Raw genomic sequence first — 14,787 nt, 5'->3', positions numbered from 1 at the left:
CGAGGCCGTGGCGACGGTGGCGGCGGCCCGGCGGGCGCCCGCCCCGGCCGCGCCCGCCCCGGCCCATGTTTGACCAGCTCGACCGGCTCGATCAGCTCACCGAGCCGCTCCGGGGCATGCTGGACTCGCCCTGGCTGTGGCTGATCATCCTGCTGGTGTCCGGCCTCGACGCCCTGCTGCCGTTCATGCCCAGCGAGACCACCGTCGTCCTGGTCGCCGTGCTCATCGGCCCCGACCCGGCGCCGCTCGCGCTGCTGGCGGGCGTCGCGGCGGCCGGGGCGCTGGCCGGTGACTGCCTGGGCTACGCGGTGGGGCGGCGCGCGGGTCCGCGCGCGCTCGCCCGGCTGCTGCGCGGGGCCCGCGGCCGGGCCCGGCACGCCGGGGCCCGCGCCATGGTCGAACGACACGCCGCCCTGCTGGTCGTCGCCGGCCGCTTCGTGCCCGGCGGCCGGGTGGTCGCCACGCTGTCCACCGGCAGTGTGGGCTTTCCGCTGCGCCGCTTCGTCGTCCTGGACGCGGTCGGCGCGGGCCTGTGGGCGGTGTGCAGCGCGGCGCTCGGCGGCTTCGGCGGGACGGCGTTGACCGATTCCCCGGTCGTGGGCATGCTGCTGGCCTCCGGCGTCGGACTGCTGGTGGCGGGCTGTGCGGGCGGGCTGCACCGGCGGGGCGCGGCGACCGGCCGGGCGGGGGAGCGGCTCCCCGCCCGGCCGCACGCCCGGCGGGAGGAACCGGAGGGCGCGTGAGGCCGAACCTCAGCTGCCCGGGACGTACTTGTAGCCCACCCGCCGCACCGTCACGATCGACGACCGGTGCGCGGCGCCCAACTTGCGCCGCAGCCGGGCGACATGGACATCGACGGTGCGGCCGTCGCCGACATGGCCGTAGCCCCACACCGTGGTCACCAGCTGGTCGCGGGTGTGCACCCGGTGCGGATGCGCCACCAGATGCGCCAGCAGCTCGAATTCGAGGTAGGTGAGGTCCAGCGGGCGGCCGTGGACCTGCGCGGTGCGCCGCTCGGGGTCGATCCGCACGATCTCGTCGCCGGTCGGCGCCGTCGGCCCGGGGGCGGCGGCCGGCTGCGGTGCGGCGGCCTGTTCGGCCGGTACGAGCACCAGGTAGCCGACCATCGGCGGCTGTCCGGGCAGCGCGGGCAGGCTGTGCTGGGGCGCGGGGATCCAGGTGGCACCGGAGTCCAGCAGGTCGGCGACGGAGGGGACACCGTGGGGCGTGGCGCCCGCTGTGGGGACGGGGACGGGTGACGGGAGCGGCTCGTCGGGGGTCACGGCGCGCAGCCGGTGGCGGTGGCCGTGCGGGACGGGCGCGGTGGTCGTCGCGGAAGGGGCGGTCAGGGTGCGGAGGTTCGTCATCACGGTCAGCTTTCGCGCGAAGGGGCGTCGGGGGACGTCATGCGCGCGGGCAGGGCGTGCGGCGCCGGTCTGCGGCGTCGGCGAGAAAGAGGTGCGGGCCCGCGCTCAGTGCGCGAGGCAACACAGACGGTCGAAGGCGTGCGCCTGCCGGGACGGCCAGAACGGCTCGAGGTCGCTGCGACCCGTCGCGGTGTCATTGAGGCTGGCCATGGCCCCATTGAACCAGACGGCCGGTGTTCTGTCCCCGGTGCGGCCCGCGGTGTGACGCGAATCCGCCGTGCGGTGGCGCCCGGGCGCGGGCTCAGGAGGGTCCGGCCCCGGCCCGTCTCCTCGACCCCGCCCCGCACATCACCCCCAGCGCCGTCGCCGCCAGATGCCCGGCATCGGTGAACGTCCGGGTCCGGCGCAGCACCGGCCACCCGCCCAGGGCCAGCAGGCCGGCGGTCGCCACGGCCCGCGTGCGGCGGTGCGGGACGGCCGCGGCCAGCGCGCCGAGCGTGGCATGGAAGCCGTAACTCGCGCCGACGTCGACGGCTCGTGCGCTCGCGTCCGGCGGATGGCCGCGCACCCGGCCGCGCAGCCCCGCGTACACCAGCAGCGAGGCACCGGCATGCCCGGCCGCGAACACCCCCGCCGCGCGCCGGGCGCCCCAGCGCGCCTCGGCCGTGCCCAGGACGGTGAGCAGCGCGGCGGCGTACGGCAGCGGCAGCGGCCGCTCGACGAGGACGGCGCTGGTCGCCAGCGTCCACCAGCGGCCGGCCCGCAGATTGATGACATTGGTGGAGTGCGCGCGCAGCAGCTCCGTGCGCCGCCGGTCGGGCAGCCGCGCCGCGGCGTACGCACCGAGCTGGACGGCGCCGACGTAGAGCGGGGCGAGCCGGGGGACGGCGCCGGGGCGCACCCGCGACGGCACGCCCCACCGCGCCAACCGCCGGGCGGGCACGGACATCTCAGGCCCCCGTCGGCAGCCGCTTGCGCCAGTCCAACGGGGTGACCTCGATGACGCGGTCCGGATCGCCGTCCCACTCCACCGGCAGCCCCGCCGCGGTCAGTGCCGCCGCCACCGTCCGCCCGACCTCGGCGCGCGCCGCGCCGGGCGCCTCTCCGGAGTCCCCGGAGTCCGCGTAGGCGCCGTAGCGGACCGAGAGCCCCCGGCCGTCCGCGGCGGCCTCGGTGTCCTGGTAGTGGAAGAAGACGAAACCCCGGTCGCCCGCGCGGCGTTCGGCGGCCATCTCCGCCAGCGCGCAGTTGCTGCAGCAGGTGAAGTGCATCCGGGCGGTCAGCCCCTGGGAGTCCAGGGCGGCGAAGGCCCGCGCGACCCGGTCGGCACCGGTCACCTCCGGCCAGCGCTCCTGCTCGGTGAGCCGCTCCTCCCACAGGCCCGCCACGATCCGCCGCGCCTCGTCGAGGGTGACCGGGGGGTCCTGGGGACCGAGCGCGTCGCAGACGCTCTGCGCGACCTCGTGGGCCCGGCGGAAACCGGAGCGCATGTCCTTGCGAGCCTGCGCCTCGGCGGCCGCGCGGGTGCGGGGATCCAGGCCGGGCGTGGCGAAGAGGTCCGCCGGCCGCCAGTCGAGCGCGCCGCGCCAGGCGTCCCCGCCGCGCGCCCAGTCCAGGAAGACCGCCACGACCTGCTCGGGGTCGTCGCACTCCGCGCTGAAGTGCCGCTCGGGGGCGCCGTCGCGGTACTCCACGGCGAACGGGCCCCTGCCCTCCCGCCAGGTCTGCACGAAGACGTGCGGCCGGTCCGGTATCCGCTCGACGACCACGAAATGGTCGTCGGCGGCGCCGATCCGCCGCAGCAGCCCGGCGAGTTCGGCCTCCGGCGGATGGGCGCGCTCCGCCCCGGTCTCGGTCCTGACGTTGATCGCAAGCATGCCCCCAGCGTGCCAGCCGCCACCGACAACCGACCCCGGCCGTCACCGGCGAGCGGCGGCCGGGGTCGGCCAACGGGAAGGGGCCGGGCCCCACCGGCCCGGCCCCGCTGCTCCCCGCCGCGACGGGTCAGACCTGCTCGCGCCGGGCCAGCTCCGTGCAGCAGGTGTCCGTGATCAGACGGGTCACCACATACGGGTCGACGTTGGCGTTCGGCCGGCGGTCCTCGATGTAGCCCTTCTTCTCGACCTCCACCTGCCAGGGGATGCGCACCGAGGCGCCGCGGTCGGAGGCGCCGTAGGAGTACGCGTCCCAGGGGGCGGTCTCGTGTGCGCCGGTCAGCCGCTCCTCGATGCCGGTGCCGTACTGGCGCACGTGCTCCAGCGGCTTGTCGCCCTGGCCCAGCGCCTCGCAGGCGGTGATGATCGCGTCGTAGCCCTCGCGCATCGCACGGGTGGAGAAGTTGGTGTGCGCGCCGGCGCCGTTCCAGTCGCCCCGGGCCGGCTTGGCGTCCAGCGAGGCGGTGACGCCGTACTCCTCCGCGACCCGGTGCAGCAGCCAGCGAGCCACCCACATGTGGTCCGAGACCTCCAGCGGCGCCAGCGCGCCCACCTGGAACTCCCACTGGCCGGGCATGACCTCGGCGTTGATCCCGGACAGGCCGAGACCGGCCGCCAGGCACAGGTCGAGGTGCTTCTCGACGATCTCCCGGCCGAAGATCGCGTCGGCGCCCACGCCGCAGTAGTAGTCGGCCTGCGGGGCCGGGAAGCCGCCGCCCTCGGGGAAGCCGAGCGGCCGCTCGCCCCGGAGGAAGGTGTACTCCTGCTCGATGCCGAAGATCGGCTCCTGGCCGGCGAACTCCTCCGCCACCGGGCGCAGCAGCGCACGGGTGTTGGAGGGGTGCGGGGTCAGGTCGGTGTGCAGGACCTCGCAGAGCACCAGCAGGTGGTCGCCGCCGCGGATCGGGTCGGGGCAGCTGAAGACCGGCTCCAGCACGAGGTCGGAGGCGTGGCCCTCGGCCTGGTGGGTGCTGGACCCGTCGAAGCCCCAGCGCGGCAGCGTGCTCCCGTCCGCGAGGATCTTGGTCTTGGAGCGGAGCTTGGCGGTCGGCTGGGTGCCGTCGATCCAGAGGTATTCGGCCTTGATGCTCACGGGTGTTCCTCTTGCTGCGGGTGGGTGCGGGCCCCGGGGCGGGTGTACTGCCGCACTCTCGCAACGTGCCGTTTCCCGTCCGTTGCTCATTTGTGAACCGCAGGTTACCGGGTCGGACATCCCGGTATTTCGAAGGCGTGGGCGGCTGAAAGCCTCGGATTATCGTGCTCGTGAGGCTCTGCGGAGGGTCATGGCGAGGCTCGGGCGCGCGGACGCCACCAGCGCGGCGCAGCCGGTCCCCGGACGGCGCGCCGCGAGACACTGGCCCGCATGACGACCCTGCGCATCGGACTCCTCGGCACCGGACCCTGGGCGCGGCGTGTGCACGCCCCCGCCCTCGCCGCCCACCCCGGCGTCGAACTCGCCGGCGTCTGGGGCCGCCGGGCGGAGGCCGCCGCCGCGCTGGCCCAGGTGCACGGCAGCCGCCCGTACGACAGCCCCGACGAGCTGTTCGCGGACTGCGACGCGCTCGCCGTCGCCCTGCCGCCCTCCGTACAGGCCCCCTTGGCGGTCCGGGCGGCGGAGGCCGGCTGCCATCTGCTCCTGGACAAGCCGGTCGCCACCGCCGTGCCCGAGGCCCGCGCGCTCGCCGCGGCCGCCGAGCGGGCGGGCGTCGCCTCGGTGGTCTTCTTCACGGCGCGCTTCGGGGCGCAGGAGGGGGAGTGGATCGCCGCCCAGGCCGCGGCCGGCGGCTGGTTCACCGCGCACGCCGACTGGCTCGGCTCGGTCTTCGCCGAGGACAGCGCCAGCCCGTACGCGCACTCGCCCTGGCGCCGGGAGAAGGGCGGCCTGTGGGACGTCGGCCCGCACGCGCTGTCCGTGCTGCTGCCGGTCCTCGGCGACGTGGAGGAGGTCACCGCGACCCGGGGCCCGGCCGACGCGGTGCTGCTGACGATGCGGCACGGCAGCGGCGCGGCCAGCACCGCGACGCTCGCGCTGACCGCCCCGGCCGCGGCGGCCGGCGTGGAGATCACCCTGCGCGGCACCGCGGGCACCACCTGCCTGCCGCGCCGCCTGGACGGCCCGGAAGCGGCCTACCACCGCGCCGTCGACGCCCTGCTCGCCGCCGCCGCGTCCGGCCTGCCCAACGCCTGCGACCTGCGCTTCGGCCTGCGGGTCACGGAGATCCTCGCGGCGGCCGAGGAGACGCTGCCCCCGCTCGCGCCGTCCGGCGGATGAGCCGCGTGCCGCCGTCCTCCGGAGCCGCTCGGAACACCGTCCGCGCCGCCCTCGGAGGACGCCGCCGGACGGGCTCGCCCCGAGGCTTCTCCGGGGCCCAAATGCCGCCTGGCCAGGGGCTTTTGTCAGTGGTGGCCAGTAGAATGGGAACCAGTCAGTGAGGGTTCATCCACGCTCCAGGAGGTCGCCGATGACCGCTGCCACACTCGTCACGAAGCCTCTCCCGGCCCACCCGCTGCCCAAGAAGCCGCTGCCCGCCGGATGGCCGCGCGAGCGGTACGAATCACACCACCGCCGCCTGAAGGCCATGCGGCTGGCCATAGCCCTGCTCGACACCGGCGTCTACCGCCCCGAGCAGGCCACCAACCGCCGGATCCGCGGCACCGCGGCCGACATCGGGGTCCACGCCCCGTCCGACACCACCTGCCGCCTGGTGCGCGCGCTCCTCTACGACCACTGCTGAGCCCCCTCATGCACAGCGGGCGGCCGGCCCCGGGGCATCCCCGGGGCCGGCCGCCCCGCACCCGCGCCCCGGGAGGCTCAGCCGCCCGGGCGCTCCCGCGGGGGCTCGGCGGCGTCCATGTCCTCGACCTCCGCCAGCGCCTGCGCCAGCCAGTCCACCCAGAAGGTCTCCAGGCCGATCCCGGCCCGCAGCACCAGCCGCCGCAGCCGGTCCTCGGGGTCCGCCGCGGCCCCGAAGTCACGGCCCTCGATCTCCTGGTACTCCGCCAACTGCCGCCGGTGCAGCGCCAGATGGCGCCGCAGCTCCTCGTCGAGCCCGGCCCGCCCCACCACCGCCGAGGCCCGCAGCCGCAGCAGCAGCGCGTCCCGGATGGGCTTGGACTCCTGCTCGGCGGACGCCCAGCGGGTCAGCTCGGTGCGCCCCGCCGGCAGCACCGCGAACTGCTTCTTCTGCCCGCGCGAGGGCTGGTCGGAGGGCAGCGCCCGGATGTATCCGGCCAGCTCCAGCTTCCCCAGCTCCCGGTAGATCTGCTGATGGGTGGCCGACCAGAAGTAGCCGATCGACCGGTCGAACCTCCGGGTCAGCTCCAGCCCCGACGACGGCTTCTCTAGCAGGGCGGTGAGGATCGCGTGCGGGAGAGACATGAGGGAATCCTAGGACGGGACCGCGCGGACCCGTCCTAGGCAGCAGTACAGGTCACAGTGCCGCGGCCAGCTCCGTGCCCTGGGCGATGGCCCGCTTGGCGTCCAGCTCCGCGGCGACGTCCGCACCGCCGATCAGATGCACCGCGCGCCCCTCGGCCCGCAGCTCCTCGTAGAGGTCCCGGCGCGGCTCCTGCCCGGTGCACAGGACGACGGTGTCCACGGGGAGCACGGTGGCCGTGCCGTCCACGGTCAGGTGCAGCCCCTCGTCGTCGATCCGCTCGTACGCCGCCCCGGCGACCGTCGTCACGCCGCGGTGGCGCAGCTCGGCCCGGTGGATCCAGCCGGTGGTCTTGCCGAGGCCGGCGCCGACCTTGGAGGTCTTGCGCTGGAGCAGGTGCACCTGGCGCGGCGTCTTGGGGCGCTCGGGCGCGCGCAGGCCGCCGCGCTCCGCGTACGTGGTGTCCACGCCCCAGGCCCGGAAGTAGGTCTCCGGGTCCTGGCTCGCCGCGTCGCCGGCGTCGGTCAGGAACTCGGCGACGTCGAACCCGATGCCGCCCGCCCCGATGACGGCCACCCGGTCGCCGACCGGCGCCCCGTCCCGCAGCACGTCCAGGTAGCTGACCACGCTCGGGTGGTCCAGGCCCTCGATCTCCGGGGTGCGGGGGGTGACACCGGTGGCGACCACGATCTCGTCGTAGTCGCCGAGGTCCCCGGCCGCAACGGTGGTGTTCAGCCGCACCTGCACGCCGTGGTGGGCCAGCTGGGTGCGGAAGTAGCGCAGGGTCTCGTCGAACTCCTCCTTGCCCGGGATCCGCTTGGCGATGTTCAGCTGCCCGCCGATCTCGGCCGCGGCGTCGAACAGGGTCACCTCGTGGCCGCGTTCGGCGGCGGAGACCGCGCAGGCGAGTCCGGCGGGGCCGGCGCCGACCACCGCGAGCCGCTTGCGCCGCCGGGTGGGGGACAGCACCAGCTCGGTCTCGTGGCAGGCCCGCGGGTTGACCAGGCAGGAGGTGATCTTGCCGCTGAAGGTGTGGTCGAGGCAGGCCTGGTTGCAGCCGATGCAGGTGTTGATCGCGTCGGACCGGCCGTCGCGGGCCTTGGCGACGAAGTCCGGGTCGGCGAGGAAGGGCCGGGCCAGGGAGACCATGTCGGCCCGCCCGTCGGCGAGCAGCTCCTCGGCGACCTCCGGGGTGTTGATGCGGTTGCTGGTCACCAGGGGGATGGACACCGAGCCCATCAGCCGCTTGGTCACCCAGGTGTAGGCGCCGCGCGGCACCGAGGTCACGATGGTGGGGATCCGGGCCTCGTGCCAGCCGATGCCGGTGTTGATGATCGTGGCGCCGGCGGCCTCGATCTCCCGGGCGAGGGTGATCACCTCGTCCAGGGTGGAGCCGCCCGGGACGAGGTCCAGCATCGAGAGCCGGTAGATCAGGATGAAGTCCGTGCCGACCCGCTCCCGGGTCCGCCGGACGATCTCCAGCGGGAAGCGCATCCGGTTCTCGTACGAGCCGCCCCACCGGTCGGTGCGCTGGTTGGTCGCGCCGACGATGAACTCGTTGATCAAATAGCCTTCCGAGCCCATGATCTCGACCCCGTCGTACCCGGCGGCCTTGGCCAGCTCGGCCGCCCGCACATAGTCCTCGACGGTCTGCTCGACCTCGTCCTCGGTGAGGGCGTTCGGCACGAAGGGGCTGATGGGCGCCTGGAGCGCGCTGGGCGCGACCAGATCGGGGTGGTACGCGTACCGCCCGAAGTGCAGGATCTGCATCGCGATCCGCCCGCCCGCGGCGTGCACCGCGTCGGTCACGGTCCGGTGCTGCGCCGCCTCGGCCTCGGTGGTGAGCTTGGCCCCGCCCTCGTACGGTCGCCCCGCGTCGTTCGGCGCGATGCCGCCGGTCACCATCAGGCCGACGCCGCCGCGCGCCCGGGCGGCGTAGAAGGCGGCCATCCGCGCGAAGCCGTTCTCCGCCTCCTCCAGGCCGATGTGCATCGAACCCATCAGCACCCGGTTGGGAAGGGTGGTGAACCCGAGGTCGAGCGGGCTCATCAGATGCGGGTACTGGCTCATGGGGTCCTCCAGGCGCGGTGGTCGTGACAGCAGTTGTAGACCAGCGGCCAGCCTTATGCAACAAGTTGCATAAAACAGTGACGCAGTCGACGCCCACCCCCGGGCCGGGCGCTCTCCCGCCCCCCGCACGCCGCTGATCACACCGGTGCAGTGCGGCGTGTCACAGACAACATCGCGCCCCTGTGGGAGCTTCAACTCTGTTACTCCTGAGTGGAGTTGCCGAAGGGTCCGGGGTGCGGACCGGACGGCGCGCGGGCCGCACCGGCCGCCTCGTGGGGGCGGGCCGGGATGAAACCGCGGGCCGGCGGGGAGCATCCGGCCCGGGACGGTCTGCCCGCACGTGGAGAGGATCGAATGAGCACTCTGCAAGCCATCACGCTCGACCAGGTGGTCGACACGGCCCGCTACCCCCTGTCGGATCCCGGCGGTGCCGAGGGGCGGGCAGTGATGTCCCGGGCCCGGCGGGAACTGCGCACCCTCGGCTGCACCGTGCTGCCGGACTTCATCCGCCCCTCGTTCGCCGAGGTCCTGCGGGAGGAGTGCGCGGCCCTGGCCCCCCAGGCGCACTTCGAGACCGAGACGGTCAACGTCTACAACATCGCGGTGGACACCGAGCTGCCCGAGGACCACCCCGGACGCCGCACCTTCCAGCGCGGCAACGCCTTCGTCGCCCGGGACCGCATCCCCGGGGAGTCCCTGATCGGCCGGCTCTACGCGCACCGGGCGTTCCAGGACTTCATCGCGCGCTGCTTCGGCCTGCCCGGGCTGCACGAGCTGGCCGACCCGCTCTCCGGGCTGGTCCTCAACGTCGTCGAGCCCGGCATGGAGCACCCCTGGCACTTCGACACCAACGAGTTCACGGTCAGCATGCTCACCCAGCAGGCGCGGACCGGCGGCGTCTTCGAGTACTGCCCGAACATCCGCTCCGCCGACGACGAGCACTTCGGCGACGTCCGGGACGTCCTCGACGGCCGGGGCGAACGGCTGACCCGCCGCCTCCCGCTGCACCCCGGTGACCTGCAGCTCTTCAAGGGCCGCTACTCCCTGCACCGGGTGAGCCCGGTACAGGGGGAGACCGCCCGGCATTCCGCGATCTTCGCCTACAGCCGGCGCCCCGGCGTCATCGGCAGCGTGGCCCGCACCCGGCAGCTCTTCGGCCGGGTCCTGCCCGCACATCTGGCGGCCGAGGGCCGGGCGGTCCGCGGCGACCGGCTGCTGGACTGACGACCCGCCACCGGACCGGCCAGGAGGCCGCGACCCGCCGCCGGACCGGCCGGAAGGCCGATTCCCGCCCCGTGCTCCCCGGCGGGGCCGTCCGCGCGGGCCACGATGCGAGGGCGCAGCAACCGACACCGCCGACACCGCCGACACCACAGCCCCACGATCCGAATCGAGAGAGCCGAATTGAATACCCGTCAGGACAGTGCAGCCATGACGATCTTCGCCCGGGAGGACACCCTGCCGCGGGTGCCGCTGCCCACCCTGGAGGCGAGCTGTGAGCGGTTCCTCGCCTGGTGCGCGCCGCTGCTGACCGCCGAGGAGCGGGCGGCGACCGAGGCGGAGGTGGCCGCCTTCCTCCGGCCCGGCGGCCCCGGCCGGGCGCTGCAGGCCGCACTGGAGGAGTACGACGCCACCCCGGGCGTCCACAGCTGGCTCGACACCTTCTGGCCCTACCGCTACCTGGGCCGCCGCGACCGCATCGCCCTCAACGCCAACTTCTTCTTCCTCTTCCAGGACCCGGGCCCGGACGAGCCGCGCTCCCAGGTGGCGCGCGCGGCCGGGCTGATCGCCGGCGCCGTCGACTACAAGCAGCGGCTCGACCAGGATCTCCTCCCGCCCGCCGTCCAGCGCGGGCAGGCCCAGTCGATGGTCCAGAACGCCTACCTCTTCTCCGCCACCCGCATCCCCGGGGAGCGGCAGGACACCGTCCGCAGCCCCTACAGTGACGAGTGGCCCGGCCCCTCCGACGCCCGGCACGTCGTGGTCTTCCACCGGGGCGCCATGTTCCGGATGGACGTGCTCGGCGCCGACGGCACCCCGCACAGCCTGGACGACCTCGAAGCGGGGCTGCGCGCCGTGCTGAAGGCCGGCGCCGAGCCCCCCGCGCCCGACACCTCGGTGGGCCACCTCACCACCATGGCCCGCGCCGAATGGGCCGCCGCCCGCGCGGCGCTGCGCGACCGCCATCCCGGCAACGCGGCGGCCCTGGAGGACATCGAGACCGCGCTGTTCTGCGTCTGCCTGGAGGACTTCGCCCCCGCCGACGTCCAGGACGCCTGCGACCAGCTGCTGTACGGCGACCGCGGAAACCGCTGGTTCGACAAGGCGGTGTCCGTGATCGTCTTCGCCGACGGCCGCGCGGGCATCAACGTCGAGCACTGCGAACTCGACGGCACCACCATCCTCGGCTTCACCGACGCCCTCCTCAGCACCCCCGCCGAGGAGCAGTCCCGCCGCTCCGGCGCCCGCTCCCAGGGGCTCCCGGCCGTGGAGCCGCTCGTCTTCGACCTGGACGACGCCCTGCGCGACCAGGTACGCGGCGCCGCGGACGCCTTCGCCGCGTACGGCGCGCACACCGCCACCCGCACCGTCTCCTTCGACGACTTCGGCAGCACCACCGCGAAGGAACTGGGCGCCTCGCCCGACGCCTTCGTCCAGCTCGCCTACCAGCTGGCCCATCAGCGCGCCAAGGGCCGCCTGGGCGCCACCTACGAGTCCATCGCCACCCGGCAGTACCGCCGCGGCCGCACCGAGGCGATGCGGGTGGTCACCCCGGAGATCCAGGAGTTCGTCGCCGCCATGGAGGACCCGTCGGCCTCCGCGGACACCCGCCGGGCCGCCTTCCGGACCGCCGCGGCCCGGCACGTCGCCCGTGCCAAGGAGTGCCAGGTCGGCGAGGCGCCCGAGCAGCACCTGTGGGAGCTGGAGCTGATCCAGCGGCGGCGCGGCGCGGAGCTGGGCGTGACCGAGCAGCCCGCCCTCTACCGCTCGCCCGGCTGGCTGACGATGCGCGACGACTACCTGAGCACCAGCTCCGCGCCGTCCACCCACATCCAATACTTCGGCTTCGGCTCCACCAGCAGCCGCTGCATCGGCGTCGCCTACGTCCTGCTGCCCGACCGCTTCCACCTCTACCTGTCCACCCCGATGCCGGTGGCCGACCAGATGCGGACCTTCGCCGACCGGCTGCGCGAGGCGGTGACCGAACTGCGCGAGCTGCTCTCCTCCGAGCCGTCCGCACCCTCCGCGCACTGACCCCCGCCGACCGGCGGCTGTCGTGGCTACTTCAACAGCCGCGACAGCCGCCGGTCCGCCAGGACCTTGCCCCCGGTCTGGCAGGTCGGGCAGTACTGGAGCGACGAATCGCTGAACGACACCTCCCGGATGGTGTCCCCGCACACCGGGCAGGCCTCGCCCTTCCGCCCGTGCACCCGCAGCCCGCTCTTCTTCTCCCCCTTGAGGTCCTTGAGCGCCAGCCCCCGGGACCGCTCGACCGCGTCGCGCAGCGTCGTACCGATCGCCTCGTGGATGCGGGCCACCTCCTCCCCGGAGAGCGCGGTGGCCATCTTGAACGGCGACATCCGGGCCGCGTGCAGGATCTCGTCCGAGTAGGCGTTCCCGATTCCGGCCAGCACGGCCTGGTCCCGCAGCACGCCCTTGATCTGCCGGCGCTCCCCGTCCAGCAGCCCCGCGAAGGTCTCCAGGGTGAAGCCCTCCGCCAGCGGATCCGGCCCCAGCCGCGAGATCCCCGCCACCTCCTGCGGATCCCGCACCACATACACCGCCAGATGCTTCTGGCTCCCGGCCTCGGTCACGTCGAACCCCGCCCCGTCCACGGGCTCCGCGAGCCGCACCCGCAGCGCCAGCGGCCCCTTCCCGGGCCGCGGCGGCACCTCCGGCAGCCGGTCGCTCCACCGCACCCACCCCGCCCGGGCGAGATGCATCACCAGATGCAGCTCCCCGACCCTCAGATCCAGGAACTTCCCGTGCCGCTCCACCCCCTCGAACCGGCCGCCTTCGAGCGCCCCGAGCGGCGGGTCGTACGTCTTGAGCGCATGCACGGCCACCGCGTACACCCGCTCCACGCCCCGCCCCGCGACCCGCTCCGCCAAGAACCGAGCCAGCGCTTCCACTTCCGGCAATTCAGGCATATGCCCAGTCTGCCTCGAAGGGCGCGGGAGGGTGGTGCCGAAAAAACCGCATCCGGGCGCACCGGCCGCGAGCCATCCGACCACGGCCACCCGGATGCCGGTTCATCGCATGCCGCTCACCCGACGCGGTACGGCTCCAGGAAACCCGCCAACGCGGCCAGCACCGCCTCGGGCGCCTCCTCGGCCGGGTAGTGGCCGCAGTCCGGCAGGATCACGCTCTCCACGTCCTCGGCGGCGAGCCGCATCGTGTCCCCGACCAGTTCGCCCGAGCACTGCGCTCCGGCGATGGTCAGCACCGGCAGCGCCAGCCGCCGCCTCGCCCGCGCCGCGTTCTGCGCGATCGTCGCATCGAGAGCGCGGTAGCACGCGAAACTGGAGCGCAGCGCCTCCGGGTCGGCCGCGAGGGTGCGGACGTACAGGTCCACGGCATGGGCGGGCAGCGCGTCCGGCCGCGCCGCCTTCGACGCGAACTGATGGCCGAAGAAGAGCCGCTCCCGCCCCCTGACCAGCTGCTCGTTCACCCCGTCGAGCCGGTTGAAGCCGAAGTGCCAGAGCCGGTCGTTCGCCTCCCCGCTCCCGAACAGCGGCGGCGACGGGGACAGCCCGGGGATGGCGGCCTCGGCCACGGCCAGCCGGGCGAGCCGCTCCGGATGGTCCGCGGCCAGCGCATAGCCGGTCCACATCCCGATGTCATGCCCGACCATGGCGAAACGCCGGTGCCCCAGCGCCTCCATCAGCGCCACCGCGTCACGCGCGAGGGTGCCGGTGTCGTAGCCGTCCCGGGGCTTGTCGGAGAGCCCGACGCCCCGCGGATCCACCGCCACGACCCGGAAGTCCCGCGCCAGCGCCGGCATGACGAGCCGCCACGCGTACCAGGTCTGGGGCCACCCCGCCAGAAGCAGCAGCGGCGGCCCGTCGCCACCGACGACGGCATGCAGGCGCGGCCCGCCGGTAACGACGTGATGACTGGTGAAGACGTCGGCGAAGCCCGGCGGCAGGTGGGGCGCGCCGGACACCGAACCGGGGCCCTCGGGGACGTCCGGACCGGCCGAGGGGAGGGGTGCACGCTGCATAGGGACTCCGTTCACAGGGGAGGATGGGGGGCGGCCGCCGGTCGGCACCCGGGGCGGCCCGACACCATCCTGTACCAACCAGTCCAACAATCCTCCCTTACTTTGACCGATCGGTCCAGGAATGCATTAGGGTCGCTGCTGCACACACGTCGTGGAGGTGCGTCATGGCAGGCCGCAAGCAGTTCGATGTCGACGAAGCCGTGCGCCGGGCGATGGCGGTCTTCTGGCAGCGCGGCTACGCGGACACCTCGCTCGACCTGCTCGGCGCCGCCACGGGCCTGGGCCGCGGCTCCCTCTACGGCACCTTCGGCGGCAAGGACTCCCTGTTCCGGCGGTGCCTGGACCGCTACGCCGCCACCTACGGAGACCGGTACGACCGGGCCCTGACGTCCCACCCGGACGACCCCGGCCGGGCCATCGAGGCCTTCTTCGACGTCACCCTCGACCGCCTCGCCGACCGGTCGGTCCCCGACGGCTGCCTCCTCGCCCAGTCGGCCACCCAGTCCGCCACCCTGCACCCGGAAACCCGGAGCCACGTACAGGCGTTGCTCGCCGACCAGCGGGCCCGCGTACGTGCCGCCCTGACCACCCCCGGCGCCGACTCCCGGGCCCTGGACGACCTCGCCACCTACGTCGTCGCCGTCACCCAGTCCCTGGCCGTCCTCAGTCGCGCCGGCACCCCACTACCCGACCTCCGCGCCGTCACCCGCCTCGCCCGCACCACGGTGTCCACCGCACTCGCGCAGGCGAACACCGGGCACGCTACGACCTGAACGTGCCTGAACGGGCCTGAACGGGCCTGCCGGGCCGACCGC

Annotated in this window: 14 protein-coding genes; 6 read left to right on the top strand and 8 right to left on the bottom strand. The window is 74.2% G+C overall.

Annotated features, from left to right (window positions below; translation table 11 throughout):
* Window positions 1-743: DedA family protein (locus IEY78_RS30930; protein WP_229700279.1), on the top strand; the 743-nt coding region annotated here is incomplete at its 5' end.
* A 9-nt stretch (window positions 744-752) separates the two neighbouring features.
* Here the strand turns inward: IEY78_RS30930 and IEY78_RS30925 are convergent.
* The 4 genes from IEY78_RS30925 to glnII form a co-directional block, all read right to left on the bottom strand.
* Window positions 753-1,367 carry a winged helix-turn-helix domain-containing protein gene (locus IEY78_RS30925; RefSeq protein WP_189103961.1) on the bottom strand — a complete coding sequence of 205 codons (615 nt, stop codon included), beginning with the start codon at window positions 1,365-1,367 and terminating at the stop codon, window positions 753-755.
* Between the two features lie 301 nt (window positions 1,368-1,668).
* Window positions 1,669-2,316 (bottom strand): rhomboid-like protein, encoded by a 648-nt coding sequence (locus IEY78_RS30920; RefSeq protein ID WP_189103959.1) that lies wholly within the window; start codon window positions 2,314-2,316, stop codon window positions 1,669-1,671.
* A 1-nt stretch (window position 2,317) separates the two neighbouring features.
* On the bottom strand, window positions 2,318-3,244 hold the full coding sequence (locus IEY78_RS30915) for a DUF6891 domain-containing protein (protein WP_189103957.1): 927 nt from the start codon (window positions 3,242-3,244) through the stop codon (window positions 2,318-2,320).
* Between the two features lie 127 nt (window positions 3,245-3,371).
* Window positions 3,372-4,394, bottom strand: coding sequence for a glutamine synthetase GlnII (glnII, locus tag IEY78_RS30910; protein WP_189103955.1), 1,023 nt, complete (start codon window positions 4,392-4,394; stop codon window positions 3,372-3,374).
* A 270-nt stretch (window positions 4,395-4,664) separates the two neighbouring features.
* On the opposite strand from glnII, the gene IEY78_RS30905 reads away from it, so the two are divergent.
* Window positions 4,665-5,573: a Gfo/Idh/MocA family protein gene (locus IEY78_RS30905; protein WP_189103953.1), complete on the top strand. Its 909-nt coding sequence runs from the start codon at window positions 4,665-4,667 to the stop codon at window positions 5,571-5,573.
* A gap of 190 nt (window positions 5,574-5,763) precedes the next feature.
* Window positions 5,764-6,036 carry a hypothetical protein gene (locus IEY78_RS30900; RefSeq protein ID WP_189103951.1) on the top strand — a complete coding sequence of 91 codons (273 nt, stop codon included), beginning with the start codon at window positions 5,764-5,766 and terminating at the stop codon, window positions 6,034-6,036.
* A 77-nt stretch (window positions 6,037-6,113) separates the two neighbouring features.
* On the opposite strand, the gene IEY78_RS30895 is transcribed toward IEY78_RS30900, so the two are convergent.
* Both IEY78_RS30895 and IEY78_RS30890 read right to left on the bottom strand, forming a co-directional pair.
* Entirely contained in the window at window positions 6,114-6,680 is a 567-nt protein-coding gene (locus IEY78_RS30895; protein WP_189103949.1) for a PadR family transcriptional regulator, read from the bottom strand.
* A 52-nt stretch (window positions 6,681-6,732) separates the two neighbouring features.
* On the bottom strand, window positions 6,733-8,748 hold the full coding sequence (locus tag IEY78_RS30890; protein WP_189103946.1) for an NADPH-dependent 2,4-dienoyl-CoA reductase: 2,016 nt from the start codon (window positions 8,746-8,748) through the stop codon (window positions 6,733-6,735).
* Between the two features lie 354 nt (window positions 8,749-9,102).
* On the opposite strand from IEY78_RS30890, the gene IEY78_RS30885 reads away from it, so the two are divergent.
* Window positions 9,103-9,972, top strand: a complete 870-nt coding sequence (locus tag IEY78_RS30885; protein WP_189103945.1) for a HalD/BesD family halogenase — start codon at window positions 9,103-9,105, stop codon at window positions 9,970-9,972.
* A 207-nt stretch (window positions 9,973-10,179) separates the two neighbouring features.
* Window positions 10,180-12,003, top strand: a complete 1,824-nt coding sequence (locus tag IEY78_RS30880; RefSeq protein ID WP_189103943.1) for a choline/carnitine O-acyltransferase — start codon at window positions 10,180-10,182, stop codon at window positions 12,001-12,003.
* Between the two features lie 26 nt (window positions 12,004-12,029).
* Here the strand turns inward: IEY78_RS30880 and IEY78_RS30875 are convergent, their stop codons facing one another.
* Together IEY78_RS30875 and IEY78_RS30870 are read right to left on the bottom strand one after the other, a co-directional pair.
* On the bottom strand, window positions 12,030-12,899 hold the full coding sequence (locus IEY78_RS30875; protein ID WP_189103941.1) for an Fpg/Nei family DNA glycosylase: 870 nt from the start codon (window positions 12,897-12,899) through the stop codon (window positions 12,030-12,032).
* Between the two features lie 116 nt (window positions 12,900-13,015).
* Window positions 13,016-13,972: an alpha/beta fold hydrolase gene (locus IEY78_RS30870; RefSeq protein WP_189103939.1), complete on the bottom strand. Its 957-nt coding sequence runs from the start codon at window positions 13,970-13,972 to the stop codon at window positions 13,016-13,018.
* Between the two features lie 164 nt (window positions 13,973-14,136).
* Between IEY78_RS30870 and IEY78_RS30865 the strand changes: the two genes are divergently transcribed.
* Window positions 14,137-14,745 carry a TetR/AcrR family transcriptional regulator gene (locus tag IEY78_RS30865; RefSeq protein ID WP_189103937.1) on the top strand — a complete coding sequence of 203 codons (609 nt, stop codon included), beginning with the start codon at window positions 14,137-14,139 and terminating at the stop codon, window positions 14,743-14,745.
* The last annotated feature ends 42 nt before the right edge of the window (window positions 14,746-14,787 follow it).

The sequence above is a fragment of the Streptomyces kronopolitis genome (assembly GCF_014646275.1).
GTDB lineage: Bacteria > Actinomycetota > Actinomycetes > Streptomycetales > Streptomycetaceae > Streptomyces > Streptomyces kronopolitis.
This window is presented reverse-complemented; position numbering and strand designations above follow the sequence as displayed.